This window comes from Sphingopyxis sp. 550B, from assembly GCF_057401805.1.
The window spans coordinates 3737616-3760855 of sequence record NZ_CM171610.1 but is presented as its reverse complement, the minus strand read 5'-3'; the positions used below and the strand labels follow the sequence as shown (position 1 = coordinate 3760855).

The window sequence follows — 23240 nt, the reverse complement described above, 5'->3', positions numbered from 1 at the left end:
GCCGGCGGCGGCGCTGGTGCCTTCGGGATTGTCGCGATTCGACGTGGCGCTGCTCGGTGGGCTGGTGCTGCTGTCGGTCGGGCTTCTCTTCTGGGCGACGCGCGATGCCGTGCTGGCGGCGGGTTTTCTCGCGGGTCTTGCCGTCGCGGCGGGCGGCGTTCTGTTGCTGCGCCGGGTCTTTCCCGCCGTGGGAGCCAGCGAGGCGGCGGCGCCCGACTGGACGATGCTGCGCCAGGCGGTCGATCACGACGATGTCGCGATCGCGGTGACCGACCGGGCAGGGCGCCTCGTCTGCGCCAACGATCTGTTCGCGACCTGGATGGGCGGTTTCGTGACCCCGCCCGGCCTGCCGCTCGACGGGCGCGGCGCCGAGGCGCTGAAGAACGCCGGCCGCGCGGCGTGGCGCGACGGCGAAGGGCGCGTCGACGATCTGAAGGTCGGCGCGCTGCCGCTGCGCGCGCAGGTCAATCGCACCGGGCAGGCCGACGATTATCTGGTCTGGCGCTTCGCGGCGATCGACCGCCTCGACCTTGCGTCGGAGATCCTCCGCCACCTCGAAGGACCGGCGGGCCGGACGCTCGGGCAGGCGGGGGTGATGACGGCGCTGGTCAATGCCGAGGGCCGGCTGCGCGTCGCCAACCAAGCCTTTCTGCTCCGGGCGCTCGGCGAGAGCGATGCAAGTCATTATGCCGGGCGCGACGTGGCGGCGATGCTGCGGCTCGACGATTCGGGCGGGCTGACCTTCGCGCGCGAGGGCGACCGGGCTCCGCCGGTGCGGATGCTCCAGATTCCGCTGGCGCCGGCCGATCCCGCCGGCCCGCTGCTGCTCGCGCTGATCGACGAGGAGGTCGGGCCCGCCGACCGCGGCACCGCGCAGACCTATATCGAGACCTTGCTGTCGCTGCTCCCCTTCGGGCTCGCGCTCGTCGATCGCGACGGGCGGTTCCTCTACATGAACCGCGCCTTCGGGCGCGCGGCGGGGGTGGCCGATGGCCGGATGCCGCGCTACCCCGGCGACCTCGTCGTCGGCGAGGACAAGGGGCCGCTCGCCGACATGATCCGCCGCCACAGCAGCGGCCAGCAGGTCGGCGGCGATCTGTCGATCCGCCTCGTCGGGCAGGGCGACGAGCCGGTGTCGATGCGCGTCGTCGGCGTGCGCGGGCTGGGCGAGGCGGCGGTGCTGCTCAGCCTCAAGGATTCGAGCGAGGAGACGCGGCTCAAGCGCCAGGTCGCGCAGCAGTCGAAGATGCAGGCGGTCGGCCAGCTCGCGGGCGGCGTCGCGCATGATTTCAACAATATCCTGACCGCGGTGCTCGGAAGCTGCGACCTGATGCTGATGCGCCACACGCCGGGCGACAGCGACTATGACGATATCCAGCATATCCGCAGCAACGCGAATCGTGCCGCCAGCCTGACGCGGCAATTGCTCGCCTTCTCGCGCCAGCAGACGCTGCGGCCCCAGATATTGCAGCTTCCCGACGTGATTTCGGAGGTGTCGCACCTGCTCAGGCGGCTGATGGGCGACACGGTCCAGCTTGCGGTCCATCACGGCCGCGGGCTCGGCGCGGTGCGCGCCGACCCGGTCCAGCTCGAACAGGTGATCATCAACCTCGCCGTCAACGCGCGCGATGCGATGATGCCCGGCGGCGGCACGCTGACGATCGAGACCTATCCGGTGTCGGCGGCCGAGGTGCGGCAGATGGGCAACGAGTTCATGCCGCCCGCCGATTACAGTGCGCTCAAGGTCAGCGATACCGGCGCGGGCATTCCCGCCGACGTGCTGCCAAAGATCTTCGAACCCTTCTTCACCACCAAGGACGTCGGCAAGGGGACGGGGCTGGGCCTGTCGACGGTCTATGGCATCATCAAGCAGTCGGCGGGCTTCATCTTCGCCGACAGCCGGCCCGGCGAGGGGACGAGCTTCACCATCTACCTGCCCGTCCACCGCACCGCCGCCCCCGCCCCCGCCGTCTCCGGCAGCGGCGCGCCCGCCGTTCCCGGCAGCGGCGCCCCCGCCGTTCCCGCCGCTCCGATCCGCGCAAAGAAGTCCCAATGGGGCACAGGCACCCTCCTGCTGGTCGAGGACGAGGACATGGTCCGCGCCGTCGCCGAACGCGCGTTGACCCGCGCGGGCTACAGCGTCGTCACAGCGTCGCAGGGCGAGGAGGGGCTCGAGCGGTTCGCGGGCATGGACAAGGTTGATCTGGTGATCAGCGACGTCGTGATGCCGACGATGGACGGTCCGACGATGGTCCGCGCGATGCGTGCGAAGCGGCCGGCGCTGCCTGTGCTCTTCATGTCGGGCTATGCCGAGGAGCAACTTCGCCAGTCGATCGATATCGATCATGTCGCCTTCCTGCCCAAGCCCTTTTCCGTAGCGCAACTTGCCGAAGCTGTTTCGGCGGCGCTCGACGATGCCGCGCACCGGGTGTCCGATGATGGATGATCGGCTGGTCCTGCTGGTCGAGGACGACGTGCTGATCGGCATGATGCTCGTCGACATGCTCGAAGCGCTCGGCTTTCCCGAGCCCGCGCAGGCGACGTCGATCGAGGAGGCGTTTGCGGTGCTCGACGCGCAACCGGTTGCAGCGGCACTGATCGACATCAACCTAGGCGAAACCAAGGGATGGCCGGTGGCCGATGCGCTGGCGGCGCGGGCGATTCCCTTTGCCTTCACCACCGGCGGTGGCGACATCATCCCGCCCGCGCACGCGCACCGGACGATGGTGACCAAACCCTTCCGCCTCGCGGAGATCGAGGCGGCCCTGAGCGCGTTCTTCACCGGGTAGCCTTTCCGCTCACCAAATTATTTTGTTCCCCTCTTGTTCCTATAGAACAAATGTGGCACAAAGGTAGAGCGTTGCGATGCCTCTGCGCTCGCTCTAGAGCAGGAAAGGGACGGCAAATGGCCGGACAATTGTCACTCGTCGAATCGGGGAAATCAGTGAACGGACCAGACAGACAGAAGGCGCTCGACGCCGCATTGGCGCAGATCGACCGCGCCTTCGGCAAGGGCTCGGTGATGAAGCTCGGCTCGAAGGAGGCGATGCAGGTCGAGGCGATCTCGACCGGTTCGCTCGGGCTCGACATCGCGCTGGGGGTCGGCGGCCTGCCGCGCGGGCGCGTCATCGAAATCTATGGCCCCGAAAGCTCGGGCAAGACTACGCTTGCGCTGCATTGCATCGCTGAGGCGCAGAAGATGGGCGGCACCGCGGCCTTCGTCGACGCCGAACATGCGCTCGATCCCGTTTATGCGAAGAAGCTTGGCGTCGACATCGACGAACTGATCGTGTCGCAGCCCGACACCGGTGAGCAAGCGCTCGAGATCGTCGACACGCTGGTGCGTTCGAACGCGATCGATGTGCTCGTCGTCGATTCGGTCGCGGCGCTCGTTCCGCGCGCAGAGATTGAGGGCGAGATGGGCGACAGTCATGTCGGCCTGCAGGCACGGCTGATGTCGCAGAGCCTGCGCAAGCTCACCGGGTCGATCAGCCGTTCGCGCTGCATGGTGATCTTCATTAACCAGCTGCGCATGAAGATCGGCGTGATGTACGGGAATCCCGAGACGACGACCGGCGGCAACGCACTCAAATTCTATGCCTCGGTCCGCCTCGACATTCGCCGCACCGGGCAGATCAAGGACCGCGACGAGATCGTCGGCAACACGACGCGTGTCAAGGTGGTCAAGAACAAGGTCGCGCCGCCGTTCAAGCAGGTCGAGTTTGACATCATGTACGGTCAGGGCATTTCGAAGATCGGCGAGATCCTCGACCTCGGCGTCAAGGCCGGGCTGGTCGAGAAATCGGGCGCCTGGTTCAGCTATGATTCGATCCGAATCGGGCAGGGCCGCGAGAATGCGAAGAATTTCCTGAGCGAGAATCCCGAGCTGATGCAGCGGCTCGAAAGCGCGATCCGCGGTCGCACCGATGCCGTGGCGGAAGAGATGATGACCGGTCCCGACGACGGGGAAGACGACGATCTCTGATCGTATCCGTCTCCCGTTCGGCCGGTCCCGTTTTCCGGGCCGGCCGGCCGGCGGCGGCGGGTCCACGCCCTCTGGGCCTGCAAGTTCTTCTCTTGAAGTAGGTCGGCCCGCCCGCCGTTGATGCGCCTCTCGGCGCCTTCGCATTGTTCGCGCTGGTAGTCTACCGGCCCCCGACGGGGGGTTCCGCAAGGTTTTTGTGAACCTGTCGGCTACCTGATCTGGAAATCCCCCTAAGGATGATTAGGGCGCGTTGTCTTTCGGCGTCAGGAAAAGCGACAGAACCATTTCGATGTGATTTTCGATGAAATCCTCATCGAAGGGATTCTGCTTTGACATGAATTGATATTCTTCGGACAGCGTGAACACCGACGTGGCCGCTCCGATGAATAGATAGCGCAGGTGCATCGGGTCGCCGCTGCGAAGCATGCCTTCCTCCTGCGCCTTTCGCAAAATCATCAGGTCCATGGCGATGCCGGGCGCGAGATGATTCTTGATCAGCCATTCCAGCCGCTTCTGCCCGCCTTCGTTGGCCTGGACCATGAAGCGGTGGAGTTGGGGAACCTTGGCGCTGAACAGGATGAACTCGCGCAGCATCAGACGCAGCAGGATGGGCTGATCGACCCCGTCCAGGCCCTGATATCGCTTTCGCTGCTGCGCGACATATTCGCCGAAAACATATTTGGCTGTGGCTTCCCACAGCAATTCCTTGTTGCCGAAATGATGCCCGATCAAACGGTGGTTGACGTCGGCCTTGTCGGCGATCTCCCGCGTGCTGGCGCCGTCGAATCCCTTGTCGGCGAACTCGCGCAGCGCCGCTGCGAGGATGGCCTGTTTGGTCTCGATCGCGCGCTGCTGCTCCCGCCGCTTGCGCCGCTGGGGTGCGCGCTGCGGGCTCGTCTCGGCTTTTGCGCCGTCTGCAGATATACTGGTCAATGGACTATTGTCCCACCTCTATCAGTCGCACGGGCCGCGCTGGCGGTATCAGCGCCCCTCGCGCCCCGTTTCGCGAATGCCCGTCGTTTAAGATACAGTTGTGCGCGACGCAACGTCGGGCGCGCCCGCGGCGGAGGGAAGAGGGGGGGCAGCGGCGCGCTACCCCCCCTCACCCCCCTCCAGAGGCGTCAGGCAGGCCTTCGAGCAGGCCGCCCTTCCGAAGCCAGTCGATGATCAGTGTGATGGCGGCATCCAACTGCTCCCGCTGGCCGATGTAATAATGATTGGCACCGGGGATGGTGTGCAGCTCCTTCGGACCGCCGAGGCTGCGATAGATGGTGTCGGTGTGCGAAGGCGGGCAGCAGTCGTCGGCGGCATTGGCGATCACCAGCGCGGGAACCGTGACATGCGGCCCCTGAAGCTCCGTGTTCGCGCGCGATTCGTCGATGCTCCATTGCGAAAGCCAGCTTCGCAGGGTCGCGAACCGCGCCAGCCCGATGGGGCCGTTGTTCACGGCCTCCGGTTCGCCGAGGTAGCAGATTCCGGGAGCTCTCCCGTTGGCGTCGAGCGTGGGGTCGAGCCACCGGGGGTCCGCCATGGTGCCGTGGGTCACGAAGCATCGTTCCTGATCGGCCGAACCGCGCCGCTTCAGCGCGTCTAGCGTCTCGCGCACCCGCGCCGTAATCCGCTGGTTGCGGCCGATCTGCGCCGCGCGATAGGCCGCGACGAAATCGGGGGCATAGGGCGGCTTCGGCCCGTTGATGCAGTCATAGAGGTCGAAGGCGGCGTTGCGATCGGTCGGGTCGCCTTCGCTGCGCAGCGCAGCATCCATCGACTCGGTCATGATCCGCGCACGCGCCGAATGGGCGGCAAGCTGCATGATCGCATCGGCCGGCTGAAGCCCCGACAGGTCGATCGCATGGCCGCACGGCGTCGCCGTGATCGTCGGATTCTGGGCTTGCGACTGATAGAAGACCGAAAGCGAGGCCCCGCCGCTCCAGCCAGCGAGAATGACCGTCCTGTAGCCCAGTCGTTCGCGGGCATATCGGACATAGTGACCAAGGTCGACGAGCACCTTCTCCATGATCAGTGCGCTGTCGTTGTGCGGATAGCGGCTGCCGCACGCAAGCACCGGAACGCCGCGCCGCGCCAGCTCGCGCGGCAGCGGCAGTGTGTCGAGCGTCGCTGTGGGGTGCATGAAGAGGAGTACGGTGTCGCGGGTGGCGTCGGGGCGCCGCAGATGCATGCCCTGCAGGACTACGTTCGCCACCCCGCCGCCGTAGGTTTCGCGCGACTGCTGCGCCTCGGTGAATGCGATGAGAATAGGGGTGGTGGTGGGTTTTTGGTAGTCTTTTGCCATGATCGTGGCCTTTCGGTTGCGGGTTCGGTGACCTTGCGGTGGCGATGGAGGCGGCGTCAGTCGGGGGTGGCCAGCATGAATCCGGCGTCCGGCGCGACGGGTTCGAGGCCGAGCGACCGCAGCATGGATCTGGCGGTGCAGATGGAGGCCGACGTCACCGGCAGGCCGAGCTTGTCCTCGACGACGGGGACCGCGGCGAGCGACGGCATCTGCACGCAGGCGGACAGGACCACCATGTCGGCGCCATCGATCCGGAGCCGGTCCACATCGTCGACCAGCGCCATCGGATCGCGGCGCCCGACCTCGAGATTGTCCTGGATCGCCAGCGCGATCGCGTCGACCACGCGGATGCCCTGATCCTCGATATAATCGACGACCAGCGCGGTCAGCGCCGGCATATAGGGGGTCACGATCGCGACCGACCGGATGCCCGCCAGACTGAGTTCGTCGACGAGGGCGCCGGCCGAGGTGATGACCGGCGCGGCGTGGCCTTCCTCGCGCATTCGCGCCTGCAGCGCGTCCTGGCTGGCGCAGTGATAGCCGCGGCCCATGCTCATGATCGCGACGAGGCAGGCATAGCCGACCACGTCGACGGCGGCGTCGGCCAGTTCCGCCGCGCAGCGCAGGCTGTCGCGATCCATCGCCGCGAGTTCTTCCCTGGTGACCTGCTTCATCCGCATCCGGCTCGAATGAAAGGTGAAGCGATCGCCGGGATGCAGGCGCTCGCGCCCGCGCAGGATGGCGGGAATTTCTGTTTCCATCGTGGTGTTGGAACTGGGAACGATCTGACCAATGCGCATGGGTGATTCCTGTTGACTGATGCTGACGGACCGGTGCGAGCCGGGGTCAATCGGCGGCCGAAAGGATGTGGACGACGCACACCGAGCCGATGCCGACCATATGGGCGAGCCCGAGGCGGGCCCCCGGATGCTGGCGCGGGCCGGCTTCGCCGCGGAGTTGGCGCGCGATCTCGCAAATCTGGCCGACGCCGGTCGGACCGATAGGATGCCCCATCGCCAGAAGGCCGCCCGAGGGATTGATCGCAACGCGCCCGCCGATGTCGAAATCGCCGCGCGCCAGTTGTCCGGCGGCCTGCCCGGGCGGGCAGACGCCCAGCGCCTCGACGTAGAGCAGCTCCTCGATCGAGAAGCCGTCGTGAAATTCGACGACGTCGAGGTCGCCGGGTGAAACGCCCGCTTCCGCGCAGCTCATGGCCAGCGTTTCACGGGTCAGCTCGGTGTCGGGATCGGCGCCGGGGTCGTAAACCCGCTCCGAGCGCGACGTCGACGAGAGGACCCGGACGCTGCGCGCGCGAGAGAGGCCGAGCCGCGCGATGGCGTCGTCGGACGCGACGATCACGGCGGCGGCGCCTTCCCCGATCGGGCAGCATTGCAGCCGGGTCAGGGGGCCGGAGATATTGGGGCCGGACAATATCTCCGCGAGCGAATAGCCCTTTTGCCGGTGCGCGTGGGGGTTCTTCGATGCGTTTCGGAAATTCTTTTCCGCGACCCGGGCAACCTGTTCGGCGGTGACCCCGTACCGGCGCATATAATCGTCGGCGAGCAGCGCGAAATGCGTGAAAGGCGAGGCATAGGCGTTGACTAGATCGGGAACGCCCGCCGCTTCGTGGGCGAGGCGGATCGGGGCGGGTTTGTCGAGCCCGATCGCGAGCGACACGTCCGCCATGCCGCTGGCGACTTCGAGAACCGCCTGACGCACGGCCGTCGATCCCGAAGCCGAGGCATTTTCGACCTGGGTGATCGGCAGGCCCGAGGCCCCGAGATGCCTCAGCATCGCACGGCTGGGCGCCATGCCGAGCAGCGCCGTCCCGCAATAGGCGGAGTCGATGGCGGAAAAGACGATCCCGGCATCGGCCATCGCCTCGCGAATCGCCGTCAGGCCGAGTTCGACATAGGTCGTCTCGCTGAGCGGCTGGAACCGATGGAGGCCGATCCCGACGACATGGACGGGGCGATAATCGCGCAGCGGCCGGCGCATCACGCCGCCTCGCGCTTCTGGAACCGCAGGACGCGGTCGGTGCTTTCCTCGTCCGCCGCTCGCTCGACGAGCACGGTTTCGACCGCATCGCCTGCGGCGAGCGATTCGCCGGTCGAGTCGGTCATGATCGCCCGAATGACCGGGCCATCGTCGAGCGCGATCGACGCCACCGTATAGGGCACCGACAAATCGCGCCGGTTCGCGTGGGTCGTCGTCACGAATGCCACGATGCGCCCCCGCCCGGCCAGCGGGCGGTCGACCAGCTTCGCGGCCGGCGCCCCGCATTTTTCGCAGCCGTAGGGATTGGGCGGAAAGGCGACGCGGCCGCAGCCTTCGCATTCCTGCCCCCTGAGCGCCGGGTTCGGCTCGCCTTCCAAAAAGAGCCCCGCCAAAGCTTTTCCCCCGTTTCAAAAAATGTGTTGACTTGGATAATATGAGATTATTAAATTCCTCAGTCAAGCAATACATGGGAGTGGGTTTTGCAACAGGCCAGGCCGATCCGTATCGAGCGTAGCGGGGCGATCGCGACGATCATCCTCGACCGTCCGGCGCGCGCCAACACGATCACCATGCAGCTCACGGTCGATTTCAACGACGCGCTCGACGAACTCGAGGCCGATCGCGAGATCGCGTGCATCCTGGTGACCGGTGCGGGCGAAAAGCATTTCTGCGGCGGCGCCGACCTGCGCGAGATCGAGGACATGATCACCGAAGAAGGCGTCACGGGCGATCCGCGCCGGGATTTCGTCAGCCATATCGAGGCGGTGGCGAAGCCGGTCATCGCGGTCATCAACGGCGCCGCAATGGGGGGCGGCTGTGAAATCGCGCTCGCCTGCGATTTCCGCATCATGGTGGACGACGCGAAGATCGGCCTTCCCGAAATCCGCTTCGGCGCGCTGCCCGGGGCCGGCGGCACGCAGCGCCTGCCGCGGCTGGTCGGGCTCGCCAAGGCCAAGGAACTGATCCTGCTCGGCGGCTCGCTGAGTGCGCGCGAGGCGCTAGCGGTCGGCCTGGTGACGGCGGTCGCATCGAGAGAGGCGCTCGACCGGTGCGTCGAGGATCTGGTGGCGCAACTCGTCGGCAAGGCGCCCTATGCCCTCGCGGCCGGCAAGGCGCTCCTCAACCGGTCGCTCGACCTGCCGCTCGCGGAGGGACTGGCGATGGAGCGCCGGGTCGTCCGCGACATGGGATCGAAGGAGGAGCGCGACGATTTTCGTGAGCGTTCGATGACGAACGATGCCGTCTATGCGGGGATATTCTCTCCGCAAAAGACGACGGCGCGCTGAAGGGGGGATAGCGTTGAACCGGCAGATTCTGACATTGGAAGGGCGCACATGCCTCGTCACCGGAGCGGGGCAGGGCGTCGGCCGCCGGATCGCCCTGCATTTTGCCGGAGCGGGAGCCCGGGCAGTCGTCGTCAATGATTTCCGCGCCGACCGCGCGGAGGCGGTTGCGGAAGAGGTTCGCGCGCTGGGGGGCGAAGCGGTCGGCATCGCGGCGGACGTGACCGACCGCGATGCCGTGGAGGCGATGGTAGCGAAGGCCGCGGAGGCGTTCGGTCCGGTCGATATCCTCGTCAACAATGCGGGGAACATGGGGGCGAAGCCGGACGAGGTCGAACCGGCACCATTCTGGTCGGCATCCCGGGCGACGTGGGACGCCTTTCTGGGCGTCAATCTGTACGGCGTGCTGAACTGCTCCAGTGCCGTACTGCCGGCGATGATGGAGCGGAAATTCGGCCGGCTGGTCACGATCGTATCCGATGCCGGACGGGTCGGCGAACCGGGTCTCGAAATCTATTCCGCGGCGAAGGCCGGCGCGGCGGGCTTCACGCGCGCGGTTGCCAGAACGATGGGACGTCACGGGGTGACGGCGAACAATATCGCCATCGCGACGACGCGCACGCCGGGCGTGGCCGACGTCACCGAGGACCCGGAACGCGCCCGCCGGATGCTCGGCCAATATGTGATCCGGCGGTTCGGCGAGCCGGAGGATATCGCCAACATGGCGCTTTTCCTCGCGTCGGACGCGGCAAGCTGGATCACCGGGCAAACCTACCCCGTCAATGGGGGCTATTCCTTCGCTCTGTAGACGGCAAAAGCTCTGCGGAAACGGATCGGGAGAGAGATTTTGGAAAAGGCCGAGTTCTACAGAGACGCGCGACACGATTGCACCGGCCCGTGCCAGGGCCTGACCGTGATCGAGCTGACGACGTCGTGGGCCGGCCCGATGGCCGGTTGCATCCTCGCCGACTTCGGCGCCCGGGTCATCAAGGTCGAGCATCCGGCGGGCGAAGTGATGCGGCGCCAGCCGCACGGCATCCCCGGTTCGGACCTGATGGTCCAGCACGAGACGGTGAACCGGAACAAGCAGAATGTCGCCCTCGACGTCCGCGACCCGGACGACAAGGCGGCGTTCCTGAAGCTGTGCGAACAGGCGGACGTCCTGATCGAGAATTTCAAGCCCGGAACCCTTGCCAAATGGGGCCTGGGCTATCGCGACATCGCGAAGGTCAAGCCCGACATCGTCTATGTTTCGATCAGCGGCTTCGGGCAGTTCGGGCCGCTGTCGGACCGGGCCTGTTACGACCCGATCGCCCAGAATTACTGCGGCTGGACGTCGGTGGCGGGTGAGCCGGGAGCGGGGCCGTTGAAGGCGCCGACCTATCTGGCGGACGACCTCGCCGGCCTGCATGCGGCGCTGGGGCTGCTCGCGGCGCTGCGCCATCGCGATCGCACCGGCGAGGGGCAGCATGTCGACGTCGCGCTGACCGACTGCCTGCTCTATACCAGCAACGGGAATCTGACCGTCGGCGCCTATGGGCTCGACCTGCCCAAGACGGGCAACCAGTTCCTGAAGGCGATGCCGGCCAACACCTATCCGTGCGCCGACGGCCACGCCTATATCGCGACGCTGCTCGATACGCACTGGGATGCGATGGCCGAACTGATCGGCCGGCCCGACCTGTCGGGTCTGAAGCTCGCCGAACGGCTCGAACGCCGCGAAGAGTTGAACGGCCTGCTCGCGGGCTGGTGCGCGCCGCGCCCCGTGGACGAGGTCATCGCCGCCTTTTCGGCGCGCGGATTGGCCGTCACGCGCGTCAATACCTACGCCGACGTCGCCGCCGAGCCGCACATCGCCGCGCGCGACATGTTGCAAGCCGTGCGCCTGTCCGACGGGGTGGAGGCGAAGCTCACCGGCCCATCGGTCAAATTCTCGCGCACGCCGACGACGATCCGCCATCCGGCGCCGCCGATCGGCCAGCACGATCCGGACCTGATCGGAAGAGAGAAATCATAACATAAAATCAGATGGATAATTGGGAACAAGGGCCGCGCATATGGTCCTGACATTGGGGAGGGAAGAGATGTCTGTTGCGTATACCATCAAGGCCAGAATGGGACTCCTGACGGCGACGGCGCTGGCGCTGTCGCTCCAATCCCCCGCCGCGTTCGCGCAGGACGCCGGAACCGGGCAGTCGGCGCGCGCCGACGCATCGGGCAGCGGCCTCGACGAGATCATCGTCACGGCGCGGAAGCGCGAGGAGAATCTGCTCGACGTGCCGGTATCGGTCGCGGTCGTCGGGGGACAGAGCCTCGACAAGCAGGGCGTCCAGATGCTCGGCGAAGCGCTGAAGGCGGTGCCCGGCGTGTCGGTGACGCCCACCCCGGTCGGCGACCTGCTGTTCATTCGCGGGATCGGTTCGGGCGAGAACCAGGGTTTCGAAATGTCGGTCGGCACCTTCGTCGACGGCGTCTATTTCGGACGCGGCCAGTCGTCGCGGCACGCCTTCCTCGACGTCGACCGCATCGAGGTGCTGAAGGGGCCGCAGCCGATCCTGTTCGGCAAGAACACGATCGGCGGCGCGCTGAACATCACGACGCGCAAGCCGACCGACACGTTCGAGGCGTCGATCCAGGAATATATCGAGCCGCAGTTCGGGACGTTCCGCACCACCGGCATCCTGTCGGGGCCGCTGTCCGACACGCTCGCGGCGCGGGTGGTGGTCCGCTCCTATATCACCGACGGTTTCGTCAAGAACACATTCCTGGGCACCGACGAGCCGCGGCGGCGCGACTGGGTGGGGCGCGCGACGCTGGCGTGGAACCCGACGGACCGGTTGGAGGTCCTGCTGAAAGGCGAATATGGCAAGGCGCGGATGCGGGGCGGGCGCGCGCAGATCAGCAAGGCGTCGCCGACTTTGCGGCAACTGATCCAGCCGATCGATCCCAACGCCGAATATGAGCTGAACTATCGCAAGTCGGGGCCCGGGGTGGCCAACCGCTTCAACCGGGAGTTCGAGGATGCGTCCACGTACAACGCCAACCTCACCGCGACGCTCGACCTCGGCTCGCACACCCTGACCAGCGTCACCAGCTATGCCGGCTATGACGTCGATTATGCTTTCGACAGCGATTTCACGCCGCTCGACCTGATCCATCAGCTATGGGATCAGAGCTGGCGGTCGTGGGCGCAGGAACTGCGGCTGGCGTCGGCATCGGGCGGGGTGTTCGAATATCAGGGGGGTGTCTATCTGTCGTCGGAAAAGCTGCGCAGCGACAAGCTGGCGTTCCTGAATTTCTCGCAGACCCCGCTGCCGTTCGGCAGCGGCACGCGCGTGCAGAATTTCCGGCAGACGACGGACAACTGGTCGGTCTTTGCCGAGGGCACGATCAACGCCACCGATGCGCTTTCGCTCGTCGCCGGCTATCGCTACACCCACGACAGGAAGGGGATGGACAAGCGATTCTATTTCTCCGACCTCGGCTCGCTGACGCCCAATCCCAATCTGACGATCTTCTCGGCGATCGGGCTCGGCGTGCCGCATCAGCTGAACGACATCGAACGCAGCACGAACAACCATTCGCTCGCGCTGACGCTGCGCTACAAGCCGGGCGACGTGATGTATTATGCCTCCTACACGCAGGGCTTCAAGGCCGGCGGCTTCGACGAGGGGGACACCAAGGGCAAGCTGAACGCGATCATCTTCGACGACGAGAAGGTCGACAGTTTCGAGATCGGCATCAAGGGCGAAAGCGCCGACCGGCGGCTGCGCGGGCAGGTCGCGGCCTTCTATAGCCAGTACGACAATCTGCAGGTCAGCATCTTCGACGGTGTCGCGGCGCTGATCGTCGGCAATGCGGCGGCGGCCACCTCCGCGGGTGTCGAGGCGCAGGCCCAGTTCGCCGCGTCGGACCGGCTGACGCTGGGCGTGTCCGCGACCTATCTGAAATCGGAATATGATTCCTATCCGGCCGGTCCCTGTCCGTTCGGCCAGGGCACGACCTGCAACCTGACCGGAAAGCGGCTGCCCTATGCGCCGAAATTCTCCGGCACGCTCAATGCGCGCTGGGAGGACGGGCTCGCCGGCGGCTGGACCTATTCGGTCGACGGGCAATTGTTCCACAGCGGTTCCTTCTTCACCGCGGGCGACCTCGATCCCTTTGTGGCGCAGCGGGCGTTCACCAAGCTCGACGCGTCGATCACGCTGACGTCGCCGAACGAGGCGTTTTCGCTCGCGCTGGTGGGCAAGAATCTGACCGACAAGACGACCGCGCATTTCGGCGACGACATCCCGCTGTCGAACATCCTCGGCAACAATTACGAGCAATATGTCGACCCGCCGCGGACGATCGCGGTGCAATTGCAGTTCAAGTTTCGGTGAAGGATGATCGCGAGCCCCGACATCCGGGCGCTCGCGGGGACCACGGAGTGACATGATGACGGCAGAGACTTTGGCTCGCGAGGCGCCCGGCGCGAAAGCACCGGCCACCACGAAGGAAGAACTGGTCGGGAGGGCGAAGCGCCTGTCCGCGCTGCTGGCCGCGGAGGCGCGCGAGGCCGAGGCGCTGCGGCGCCCGACCGACACGGTCATCCGGGCGCTGGAGGAGGCGGAGATCTTCAAGCTGATGGCGCCGCGCGTGTACGGCGGGTTCGAGTTCGACCTCGACACCTTCTTCGAGGTCGGACTCGCGCTGAGCGAGGGCGACGCGTCGATGGCCTGGGTCGCGAATTTCTATATCGAGCATGTCTGGATATTCTGCCTCTTTCCCCGCGCGTTCCAGGAAGAGCTGTTCGCGAGCCGGAGCTATGCGCTGGCCCCGGCGATGCTGTCCCCGACCGGCCAGGTGACGCGCGTCGAGGGAGGGTATCGCCTGAACGGGCGCTGGTCGTGGAGCACGGGGATCATGCACGCCGACTGGGTGCTGCCCGCGGCGATCGTGACGCGCGAGGACGGCAAGCGGGTGCCGATGTTCTTTGCCTTGCCCCGATCGGAGGTGCGGGTGGAGGACACGTGGTTCGTCGACGGGATGCAGGCGACCGGCAGCAACGACGTGCTGATCGAGGACGCCTTCATCCCCGACGGCCGGATGCTGTCCTTCCCCGACATGATCGAGGGCAACACGCCCGGAGCAAGCCTCCACCCGAACCCGCTCTACCGCACGCCGATGCTGCCGACGCTGGGGCTGGCGGCGGCGATGCCCGCGTTGGGGCAGGCGCGCAACAGCGTGCGCCTGTTCAAGGAACGGCTGCTGGCGCGGAAGGCGGAAGGCGGAACGCGCCGGGTCGGCACCGCAAGCTATATGCGACTGGCCCGCGCCGAGGTTCAGGTCGAGCAGATCTACCTGCTGCTGCGGCATCTGGTCGAGGACGTCATGCGGCTGCGTAACGACGCGACGCGCGTCGACCGGACGCGCTGGGCCACGCAGCTTGCCCATGCCGTCGACCAGTCGAAGAGCGTCATCGCCTATGTCTGCGAAGCGGCGGGCGCCAGCGGCCATTTTCAGGACAGCCCACTGGGTCGGGCGGCGCGTGACGTGAACACCGTCGGGGCGCATATCGTGTTCGACCTCGACGCCCGCCTCGAACTGCATGGAGCCGCGCTGCTTGGCGAGGAAATTCCTGGGATTCTGGTATGATTCCGATGTTCGGCTTCCCTCCGATCCGGGAGATTTGACGATGGCAGTCGTGGATCTGGAAATCCGGGATTCGATAGCAGTCATCACGCTCAATCGCCCCGAACGGCTCAACGCGATGGATGCCGAAATGGCGGTCCGGCTGATCGACGTCTTCGAGCATGTCCGCGCCGCCGACGAACTGCGCGTCGCCATCCTGACCGGCGCCGGGACCAAGGCCTTTTGCGCGGGAGGCGACCTCGACGCGGTCATCCCGCTGATGACGGGGGCGCGGGCACCCGAAACCGAATGGGAAAGGCGGTGGCTGGACATCCGCAAAGAAGGTGGGCGCAAGAGCGGCGGACCGTTCAAGACCGATATCGGAAAGCCCCTGATCGCGGCCGTCAACGGCCATGCGGTGGCCGGCGGGATGGAGCTGGTGATGAACTGCGACATCCGCGTCGCGGTCCCGCACGCCACCTTCGGCATTCCCGAGGTCAAGGTCGGGCTGTTCCCCGGCGGCGGATCGACGGTGCGCCTGCGCGACCAGATTCCCTTTGCCCACGCGATGCACATGCTGCTGACCGGGGAGGCCATCTCGGCCGAGGAGGCGCGGGCCTATGGGTTCGTCAACAGCCTCGTCGATCCCGCGCTGCTCATGGACGAGGCGATGCGCATCGCGAGCCGCATCGCCGCCAACGGCCCGCTCGCGGTACAAGCGGTGCGCAACTCGGTGCGCGCCACGCTGGGCCTGCCAGAGACGGAGGCGCTCGCGGTCGAAACCGAATTTTCGGCGCGGGTCCACGCCACCGACGATGCCGTCGAGGGGCCCCGCGCCTTTCTGGAGAAGCGCCCGCCGGTCTTCAGGGGACGCTGACGTATCGCGGCCGGGCCGCACGGGAGAATGTCATGGATAACCGGGTGCAGGGGCTACATCATCTCGCGATCAGCACGGCGGACATCAAGACGCAGATCGATTTCTTCACCGACAAGCTGGGGATGGAACTGGTGGCGCTGTACTGGATGCACGGCGCCAAGGAGACGTGGCACGGCTTTCTGCGCATGAACGACGAAAGCGCGGTGGCCTTCGTGCAGGGGCCGCTCGTCGCGAGCATTCCGCAAAAGTTCGGCGAGACGCACGCGGGCAATCCGACCGCGGCGAGCGCCGCCGGAACGACGCAGCACATCGCGTTGAAGGTGAAGGGCATGGAGGACCTGCTGCGGATGCAGGCGCGGCTGCGGTCCAGGGGCGTGCCGGTGCTGGGGCCGGTCGACCATGGTTTCTGCAAGTCGATCTATTTCGCCGGGCCCGAGGGGCTGGCGCTCGAACTATCCTGTTCCGACGCGCCGATCGCGCCCGATAGCTGGATCGATCCCGACGTCGTGGCGCGCGCGGGCATCAGTCCGGAGGAGCTTGAGCGATACCGGAACCCGCCGGTCTATGAGCCGTCGGCGCAGGGGGTTTCGCAGCCCGGACCGGACGCGCCCGGACCGCATATGACCAACTATCCGCCGGGCATTTATGAAAAGCTGATCGCGCTGTCCGACCAGCAGGTCTGGGACGCGAGCGAAAGCGCGCCACCGGTGGGCAGCGCGCAATGACGGTCGGCGGGGGGCCGCTCGCCGGCATTCGCATCATCGAACTGGCGGGGCTGGGGCCGGCGCCGTTCGGCGCCATGCTGCTTGCCGACATGGGGGCGGAGGTGGTCCGCGTCGAGCGCGTCGACGGGGGGAGCGGTATCGGCGTCGCGGTGCCCTTCGACGTGCTGGCGCGCAATCGCCGGTCGATCCGCCTCGACCTGAAACAGGACGAGGGCAAGGCGGCGCTGCTGCGCATGATCGACGGCGCCGACGGGTTGATCGAGGGGTTCCGACCCGGAGTGCTCGAACGGCTCGGCTTCGCCCCCGACCTGCTGCTCGAACGGAATCCGAAGCTGGTGGTCGGCCGGATGACGGGGTGGGGGCAGGATGGGCCGCTCGCGCAGCGCGCCGGGCACGACATCAACTATATCGCGCTCGCGGGGGCGCTGTTCAGCATCGGCGGCCGGGGCGGGCCGCCGGTGCCTCCGCTCAATCTGGTGGGCGATTTCGGCGGCGGCGGGCTGGTGCTCGCCTTCGGCGTCGTCTGCGCGCTGCTCGAGGCGCGGGGGTCGGGGAAGGGGCAGGTGGTCGACGCGGCGATGGTCGACGGTGCCGCGCTGCTGACCGCCGGCGTGCACGGAATGCTCGCGCAGGGCATGTTCCGCGAGGATCGTGGCGGCACGATCCTGAACGGCGGCGCGCCCTTCTATGCCGTTTATGAGTGCGCCGACGGCGAGTTCGTCACGATCGGTTCGCTCGAGCCGCAGTTCTTCGCGCTGTTGCAGGAGCGGCTGGGGATCGACCCGGCGGAGTTCGGAAACCGCAACGACCCGCGGCAGTGGGACGGCCAGCGCGAGCGGCTCGCCGCCATCTTCCGCAGCCGGACGCGCGACGAATGGACCCGGCTGCTCGGCGACAGCGACGTCTGCTTCGCCCCGGTGCTGCGCATGACCGAGGCCCCGCAGCACCCGCACAATGCCGCGCGCGGGGTGTTCGTCGAGGTCGGCGGCCTCGTCCAGCCGGCCCCGGCGCCGCGCTTCAGCCGCACCGCGGCGGGCGCCTGCACACCGCCCGCCGTGCCGGGGGCCGACACCGACGCGGTGCTCGCCGCCTATGGCTTCAGCCGCGAGGAGGTCGCGGCGCTCCACGCGGGCGGCGTGGTGGCGGGGGCCGCGGATGCGGACTGAGCCGGCGCTCGATGCGCGCGCGCTGCGGCAGGTCTTCGGGCTGTTCGCCACCGGGGTCACCGTCGTCACCGCGCGCCACGCCGACGCGGAGCCCGTCGCGATCACCGCCAACTCCTTCACCTCGGTCTCGATGGAGCCACCGCTCGTCCTCTGGTGCCTCGACAACCGGAGCCGCCACCTTCCGGCCTTCGCGCCGGGACGGATGTTCGCGGTGCACGTGCTGAACGACGGCCAGGTCGAGCTGGCGCTGCGCCACGCCCGGTCGGGCGGCGCGCCCGAAAGCCCGCGCGCGGCGCGCCCCGCGCTTCCCGTCGTCGAGGGAGCGCTGGCGCGCATCGAGTGCCGCGTCGCCGACCGCCCCGTCGCGGGGGACCATCACATCATCATCGGGCGCGTCCATGACGTCGCGGTCGCCGACGGCGCCCCGCTGGTCTTTCACGCAAGCCGGTTCGGACGCTTCGCCCCGGCCTGATACCAGGGATCACCGGGCGGGCCGGCTGGGGTGCGCGTAATAGTGGCTCATGTCGAAATCGGGGAAATCGATCGCTTCGATCGCGGCGCGGGCGCGGTCGAGTTCGGCGATGATCCGGTCCTCCATGTCGTAGCGGAACGCGTCCTTCAGTTGCGGTTCGGCGGCGCCGCCGCGCGCCGCGGGGTCTTCGAGGAACCAGTCCACCGTGCGCCGGATGCCGTAGGCGACCGGCGCGGGCGTGTAGCCGAGCGCGGCGAGGTCGCCGATGTCGAGGACGTGATGCCCGACGGTCAGCGGCCAGCGGGCATAGGGCCACGCCGGGCGCGCGAGCGCCGCGGGCGCCGAGACCAGTTCCACCGTCCTGCCCATCGCGTCGGCGATCAGCCGTATCCACTTGCGATGCGAGATCGGCTCGCCATCGGCGCAGTTGAAGACCCGCCCCGCCGATGTCCGCCGGTCGCGCACGGCGGCGAGCACGATCCGCGCCGCATTTTCGGCATAGAGCGCGCTTTGCAGCAGGAAGCCGCCTTCGGGGACGATGATGCGCTCGCGCCCGTCGAGCAGGCGGCGGATGATGCTCCATTCGACCGCGCCGGGCTGGCGCGGCCCGTAGATGCGGGGATAGCGCAGGATCGTGGTCGCGAGATCGCCCTGCGCGTGCGCCCATTGCAGCGCCGTGTCGGTCTCTACCACGCGCGCGCCGAATTTCCCGACGGGGTCGAGCGGGACGTGCGGCGGCATCGGCAGGCCTTCGTCCAGATATTGTACCGACCAGTCGCGCGCTTCGCCGGTTTCCGAGGTCGGCCGCACGGTCGCCGGCGGGTCGATCCACCCGGGATAGAAGGTCGAGGTGATGCCGACCAGATGCTCGACATGGCCCGTCAGCGCCTGCGCGACGAGGCGGAGGCGGCCATATTGCACGATCGCGGTGTCGAAATAGCGCCCGGCAACGGCCTGCTGCACGGATTCGAGGAAATTCGGGTCGGCCGCCAGATGCTCGACCGGACCGTCGAAGGCGACGGGATGGCGCCCGGTGTTCATCACCGCGATCCGGTGCCCCTCGGCGATCAGGGCGTTGACCACCAGCGCCCCCGTCGGCCCGCCGCCACCGACCAGCAGGATGTGCTTGTGTTGGTCCATCGTCTCTCTCTCCAGCGAAACGAGCCATCCGGGTCATGGGGCCCGATCTCTATCGTTCCTTATTTGGAGAAAATAGACAGTTATAATTATCCTATCAAGGAATTTATATTTCATGCGCTGGAGCATGGCGATGTCGGGGTCCATGCGAGGCAGGCGCACGTAGCTGGACCCCGGCTTTCGCCGGGGAACTGCTATTTGTCGAAAAGGGATAATGGCCGACTTGTTTCAGGGTCCAAGGTCCGCCCGCACCTGGAAGGGTCCGACCATGGATGCTGAAACGATATCGGCATTGGTGTCGGTCAGGCCGCGGCGACGACGATGATCTCAACCTTGTATTCAGGCGTAGCCAGCTTCGCTTCGCCGGTGGCGCGCGCGGGGGCGTCCTTGCCGTCGACCCATTCGTCCCACACCGCGTTCATTTCCGCGAAGTCGGCCATGTCGGCGAGCCAGATCGTCGCCGAGAGGATCTTCGACTTGTCCGAGCCGGCGGCGGCGAGCAGCGTCTCGATCGCGGCGAGCACGGCGCGCGTCTGGGCGGTGACGCTTTCGCCCGGCGCCCCGACCTGACCCGACAGGTAGATGGTCCCGTTGTGGACGACCGCCTGGCTCATGCGCCGCCCGGACTCGATACGGTTGATGGTCATGCTGTTTCCTTTCGATGTTGTTGCAGGTGTCAGGAGCGGCCGTAGCGCGCGAGCGACAGGTCGGCGGTTTCGATGTCGGGCTGCCGGCCGCCGATCAGGTCGGCGATCACGCGCGCCGATCCGCACGCCATCGTCCAGCCCAGCGTGCCGTGGCCGGTGTTGAGGAACAGGTTGGGATAGCGGGTCGGGCCGACGACCGGCGTGCCGTCGGGCGTCATCGGACGCAGGCCCGACCAGTAGGTGAGGGCGTCGATGGCACCGCCGCCCGGGAACAGGTCGGTCAGCGAATGGAGCAATGTCTCGCGCCGCCGCTCGGGCAGGGCATTGTTGTACCCCGAAATCTCCGCCATGCCGCCGACGCGGATGCGGTCGCCGAGGCGGGTGATCGCGATCTTGTAGCTTTCGTCCATCAGCGTCGAAAGCGGCGCGTGCGCGGCGTCGGCGACGGGCACGGTGATCGAGTAGCCCTTGACCGGATAGACGGGCAGGGTCAGCCCCAGCGGGCGCAGCATCTGCGGCGAAAAGCTGCCGAGCGCGACGACATAGGCGTCCGCCGTCACCAGACCCCGGTCGGTTTCGACCCCGACATCGGGCCGCAGCGCCTGAATCCGGGTCCCGTAGCGGAAGGTGACGCCGCGCGCCTCCGCCATGCGGGCGAGCGCGGCGGTGAATTTGAAGCAGTCGCCGGTTTCGTCGCCGGGCAGCCGCAGCCCGCCCACCACCTTGTCGCGCGCCGCGCCCAGCCCGGGCTCGACCGCCACGCAGCCGTCGCGGTCGAGCACCTCGAACGGGACACCGCTCGCGCGCAGCACCGCGATGTCCTTTGCCATGCCGTCGAGCTGCTTCTGGGTGCGGAACAGCTGCAGGGTGCCGCCGGTGCCTTCGTCATAGGCGATGCCGGTCGTCTCGCGCAGCGCGACGAGGCAGTCCTTGCTGTATTCGGCGAGGCGGACCATTCGCGCCTTGTTCACATGATAGCGCGCGCTGGTGCAGTTGCGCAGCATCGCCAGCAGCCACCGCAGCATCGCGCCGTCGATCTGCGGCCGCAGGATCAGCGGCGCGTGCCGCATCATCAGCCAGCGGATCGCCTTCATCGGGATGCCGGGCGCGGCCCACGGGGCGGAATAGCCGGGCGAGACCTCGCCCGCGTTGGCGAAGCTGGTTTCGAGCGCCGGGCCGGCCTGGCGGTCGAGCACCACCACCTCGTGCCCCGCTTCGGCCAGATACCAGGCGGTGGTGACGCCGATCACCCCGCTGCCAAGAACCGCGATCTTCATGCCGGCCTCCCTGAAATAACCCCCGCGAAGGGAAGATAATGCCGGTCGTAACGATGGCCGAGCGACGTCAGTATCTCGTAGGAAATGGTCCCCGCATCGCGCGCGAGGACGTCGACCGGCTGGTGCGGGCCGATGATCTCGACCCAGTCGCCTTCCTCCGGCTGCCCGGCGGGCAGGTCGCTGACGTCGAGCGTGATGCTGTCCATCGACACGCGCCCGAGGATCGGCAACCGCCGGCCGTCGAACCAGGCGGCGCCGCGATTGCCGAGCGTGCGCGGCAGGCCGTCCGCATAGCCGACGCCGATCGTCGCGATGCGCGTCGGCCGGGTGCAGCGATGGGTGAGGTCGTATCCGACTCCGGTGCCTTCGGGGACGGTGCGGACCTGCACGACCCGCGCGTCGAGCCGGACGACGGGTTCGAGCGCGTCGGCCGGGTCGCCGCTGGGCGATCCGCCGTAGAGCGCGATCCCCGCCCGCACGACGTCCTTGTGATAGGGGGCCGCCAGAAAGGCGCCGCCCGAATTGGCGAGCGACCGGGGAACGCCGGGAAAGGCGGCCGCCAGCCGGTCGAACGCGGCGATCTGCATCGCGTTGGCCTCGCTGTCGGGGGTGCCCGACGAGGCGAGGTGGCTCATCACCAGCCGCAGGTCGACCGCCTGGCGGAAGCGATCGTCATGCGCGAGCCGGACGCCGTCTTCGGGGGCGAGCCCGAGCCGCGACATGCCGCTGTCGAGTTGCAGGACGGCGGGAAGCCGCCGATCGAGCGCGCGCGCGGTCTCGGCCCAGCGCTCCGCCTGACCAGGCGAATTGAGGACGGGAACGATCCCGTGCCGCGCGCATAGCGGCTCGACGCCCGGCGGCAGGCCGTTGAGGACGATGAGTTCGGCCTGCGGCGGAAGTTCGTCGCGGATCGCCAGCGCCTCGTCGAGATGCGCGACGAAGAAGCGGCGACAGCCGGCATCCCACAGCGCCGAGGCCACCGGACCGCTACCGAGGCCATAGGCATCGGCCTTCACCACCGCCGCAGCCGTAGCGGGGGCGACGCGCGCGGCGATGGCCGCATAGTTGCGGGCCAGCGCCGACAGGTCGATCCAAAGCCGGCCGCAGCGGGCCGTGGGCGCGCGATTCTCTGGCAAAGACGATCCCCTTCCGGCAAAAGAATATCAGAATAATGTTGGATTTTGGATGCGAATTACGCGTGATTATTCTGTTTTCGCGGTTCTGGTTGAATTAAGTTTCATCCTTGTGCGATAGGGTTTGAATGGACGCCATCGACCGCAACATCGTCCGGCTGCTGCGCCTGAACGGGCGCATGCCGAATCGCGAGCTGGCGGCCGAGGTCGGGCTTTCCCCTTCGGCCTGCCTGCGCCGGGTCGGCAACCTGGAAGCGAGCGGGGTGATCCGCGGCTATACGGCGATCGTCGCGCCCACCGAACGGGACGGGCTGATCGTCATCATCCGCATCACGCTGGAGCGGCAGACCGAGGCCTATCTCAACCGGTTCGAGGAAGCCGTCCGCCAGCACCCGGAAATCGAGGAATGTTTCCTGATGACGGGCGATCCCGATTACATCCTGCGGATCACCGCCGCCGACGCCGCGGCCTATGAGGAAATCCACAAGACGATCCTGTCGCGCCTTCCCGGCGTCGAGCGCATCCATTCGAGCATCGCGGTGCGCAGCGTTCCGAAGCATGCGGGCGTGCGGCCGAAGGGTGCGTATCGCTGACGCCGCGGCGCGATTCCGCCGCGCGCGCTCCGACCTTGCCC

Annotated in this window: 22 protein-coding genes; 13 read left to right on the top strand and 9 right to left on the bottom strand. The window is 67.3% G+C overall.

All coding sequences use genetic code 11. The annotated features are described in order from the left end of the window. Positions 1 to 13: 13 nt before the first annotated feature. From AC2S9W_RS17380 to recA, 3 genes are all read left to right on the top strand, one after another. A complete protein-coding gene (locus AC2S9W_RS17380; protein WP_486572099.1) occupies positions 14 to 2446 on the top strand; it encodes a hybrid sensor histidine kinase/response regulator in 2433 nt (810 codons plus the stop codon). Next, positions 2439 to 2789: a response regulator gene (locus AC2S9W_RS17375; RefSeq protein WP_486571342.1), complete on the top strand. Its 351-nt coding sequence runs from the start codon at positions 2439 to 2441 to the stop codon at positions 2787 to 2789. The genes AC2S9W_RS17380 and AC2S9W_RS17375 overlap by 8 nt, the downstream gene beginning before the upstream one ends. A 116-nt stretch (positions 2790 to 2905) precedes the next feature. Continuing rightward, on the top strand, positions 2906 to 3985 hold the full coding sequence (gene recA / locus AC2S9W_RS17370; RefSeq protein WP_104959756.1) for a recombinase RecA: 1080 nt from the start codon (positions 2906 to 2908) through the stop codon (positions 3983 to 3985). A gap of 240 nt (positions 3986 to 4225) precedes the next feature. On the opposite strand, the gene AC2S9W_RS17365 is transcribed toward recA, so the two are convergent. From AC2S9W_RS17365 to AC2S9W_RS17345, 5 genes are all read right to left on the bottom strand, one after another. Next, complete coding sequence (locus tag AC2S9W_RS17365; RefSeq protein WP_083675123.1) at positions 4226 to 4918, bottom strand: TetR/AcrR family transcriptional regulator; 693 nt, start codon at positions 4916 to 4918, stop codon at positions 4226 to 4228. 169 nt (positions 4919 to 5087) lie between these two features. Further along, positions 5088 to 6278: a PhoPQ-activated protein PqaA family protein gene (locus tag AC2S9W_RS17360; RefSeq protein WP_486571341.1), complete on the bottom strand. Its 1191-nt coding sequence runs from the start codon at positions 6276 to 6278 to the stop codon at positions 5088 to 5090. A gap of 56 nt (positions 6279 to 6334) precedes the next feature. Then, complete coding sequence (locus AC2S9W_RS17355; RefSeq protein WP_486571340.1) at positions 6335 to 7078, bottom strand: maleate cis-trans isomerase family protein; 744 nt, start codon at positions 7076 to 7078, stop codon at positions 6335 to 6337. Between the two features lie 46 nt (positions 7079 to 7124). Continuing rightward, entirely contained in the window at positions 7125 to 8276 is a 1152-nt protein-coding gene (locus AC2S9W_RS17350) for a thiolase family protein (protein WP_424537924.1), read from the bottom strand. Next, on the bottom strand, positions 8276 to 8668 hold the full coding sequence (locus AC2S9W_RS17345) for a Zn-ribbon domain-containing OB-fold protein (RefSeq protein WP_486571339.1): 393 nt from the start codon (positions 8666 to 8668) through the stop codon (positions 8276 to 8278). The genes AC2S9W_RS17350 and AC2S9W_RS17345 overlap by 1 nt, the downstream gene beginning before the upstream one ends. Before the next feature lie 87 nt (positions 8669 to 8755). Here AC2S9W_RS17345 and AC2S9W_RS17340 point away from each other — a divergent pair, with 87 nt between their 5' ends. The 9 genes from AC2S9W_RS17340 to AC2S9W_RS17300 all read left to right on the top strand — a co-directional run bounded on the left by AC2S9W_RS17340 (position 8756) and on the right by AC2S9W_RS17300 (position 18412). After that, positions 8756 to 9562, top strand: coding sequence for an enoyl-CoA hydratase/isomerase family protein (locus tag AC2S9W_RS17340; protein WP_486571338.1), 807 nt, complete (start codon positions 8756 to 8758; stop codon positions 9560 to 9562). Positions 9563 to 9575: 13 nt separating this feature from the next. Beyond that, positions 9576 to 10367 carry an SDR family NAD(P)-dependent oxidoreductase gene (locus tag AC2S9W_RS17335; protein WP_067110639.1) on the top strand — a complete coding sequence of 264 codons (792 nt, stop codon included), beginning with the start codon at positions 9576 to 9578 and terminating at the stop codon, positions 10365 to 10367. Positions 10368 to 10472: 105 nt separating this feature from the next. Then, positions 10473 to 11576, top strand: a complete 1104-nt coding sequence (locus AC2S9W_RS17330) for a CaiB/BaiF CoA transferase family protein (RefSeq protein WP_156483078.1) — start codon at positions 10473 to 10475, stop codon at positions 11574 to 11576. Between the two features lie 97 nt (positions 11577 to 11673). After that, a complete protein-coding gene (locus AC2S9W_RS17325) occupies positions 11674 to 13941 on the top strand; it encodes a TonB-dependent receptor (protein WP_067110645.1) in 2268 nt (755 codons plus the stop codon). 55 nt (positions 13942 to 13996) lie between these two features. After that, complete coding sequence (locus AC2S9W_RS17320) at positions 13997 to 15196, top strand: acyl-CoA dehydrogenase family protein (protein WP_207797305.1); 1200 nt, start codon at positions 13997 to 13999, stop codon at positions 15194 to 15196. A gap of 40 nt (positions 15197 to 15236) precedes the next feature. Beyond that, on the top strand, positions 15237 to 16049 hold the full coding sequence (locus AC2S9W_RS17315) for an enoyl-CoA hydratase-related protein (protein ID WP_104959753.1): 813 nt from the start codon (positions 15237 to 15239) through the stop codon (positions 16047 to 16049). Between the two features lie 32 nt (positions 16050 to 16081). Continuing rightward, positions 16082 to 16774 (top strand): VOC family protein, encoded by a 693-nt coding sequence (locus tag AC2S9W_RS17310; protein ID WP_076076028.1) that lies wholly within the window; start codon positions 16082 to 16084, stop codon positions 16772 to 16774. Next, positions 16771 to 17940, top strand: a complete 1170-nt coding sequence (locus AC2S9W_RS17305) for a CaiB/BaiF CoA transferase family protein (protein ID WP_104959752.1) — start codon at positions 16771 to 16773, stop codon at positions 17938 to 17940. Before AC2S9W_RS17310 ends, AC2S9W_RS17305 begins: the two co-directional genes overlap by 4 nt. Beyond that, positions 17930 to 18412, top strand: coding sequence for a flavin reductase family protein (locus tag AC2S9W_RS17300; protein ID WP_104959751.1), 483 nt, complete (start codon positions 17930 to 17932; stop codon positions 18410 to 18412). The genes AC2S9W_RS17305 and AC2S9W_RS17300 overlap by 11 nt, the downstream gene beginning before the upstream one ends. Positions 18413 to 18421: 9 nt before the next feature. On the opposite strand, the gene AC2S9W_RS17295 is transcribed toward AC2S9W_RS17300, so the two are convergent. From AC2S9W_RS17295 to alr, 4 genes are all read right to left on the bottom strand, one after another. Beyond that, the gene (locus AC2S9W_RS17295; protein WP_076076018.1) at positions 18422 to 19552 is read right to left on the bottom strand and encodes an NAD-dependent epimerase/dehydratase family protein; all 1131 of its coding nucleotides are present in this window, start codon (positions 19550 to 19552) and stop codon (positions 18422 to 18424) included. A 299-nt stretch (positions 19553 to 19851) separates the two neighbouring features. After that, entirely contained in the window at positions 19852 to 20196 is a 345-nt protein-coding gene (locus AC2S9W_RS17290) for a RidA family protein (RefSeq protein WP_067107944.1), read from the bottom strand. A gap of 29 nt (positions 20197 to 20225) precedes the next feature. Beyond that, entirely contained in the window at positions 20226 to 21473 is a 1248-nt protein-coding gene (locus AC2S9W_RS17285) for a D-amino acid dehydrogenase (RefSeq protein ID WP_076076016.1), read from the bottom strand. After that, a complete protein-coding gene (gene alr / locus AC2S9W_RS17280) occupies positions 21470 to 22609 on the bottom strand; it encodes an alanine racemase (protein ID WP_486571337.1) in 1140 nt (379 codons plus the stop codon). The genes AC2S9W_RS17285 and alr overlap by 4 nt, the downstream gene beginning before the upstream one ends. 125 nt (positions 22610 to 22734) lie before the next feature. Between alr and AC2S9W_RS17275 the strand changes: the two genes are divergently transcribed. After that, entirely contained in the window at positions 22735 to 23199 is a 465-nt protein-coding gene (locus AC2S9W_RS17275; protein WP_067184830.1) for an Lrp/AsnC family transcriptional regulator, read from the top strand. The last annotated feature ends 41 nt before the right edge of the window (positions 23200 to 23240 follow it).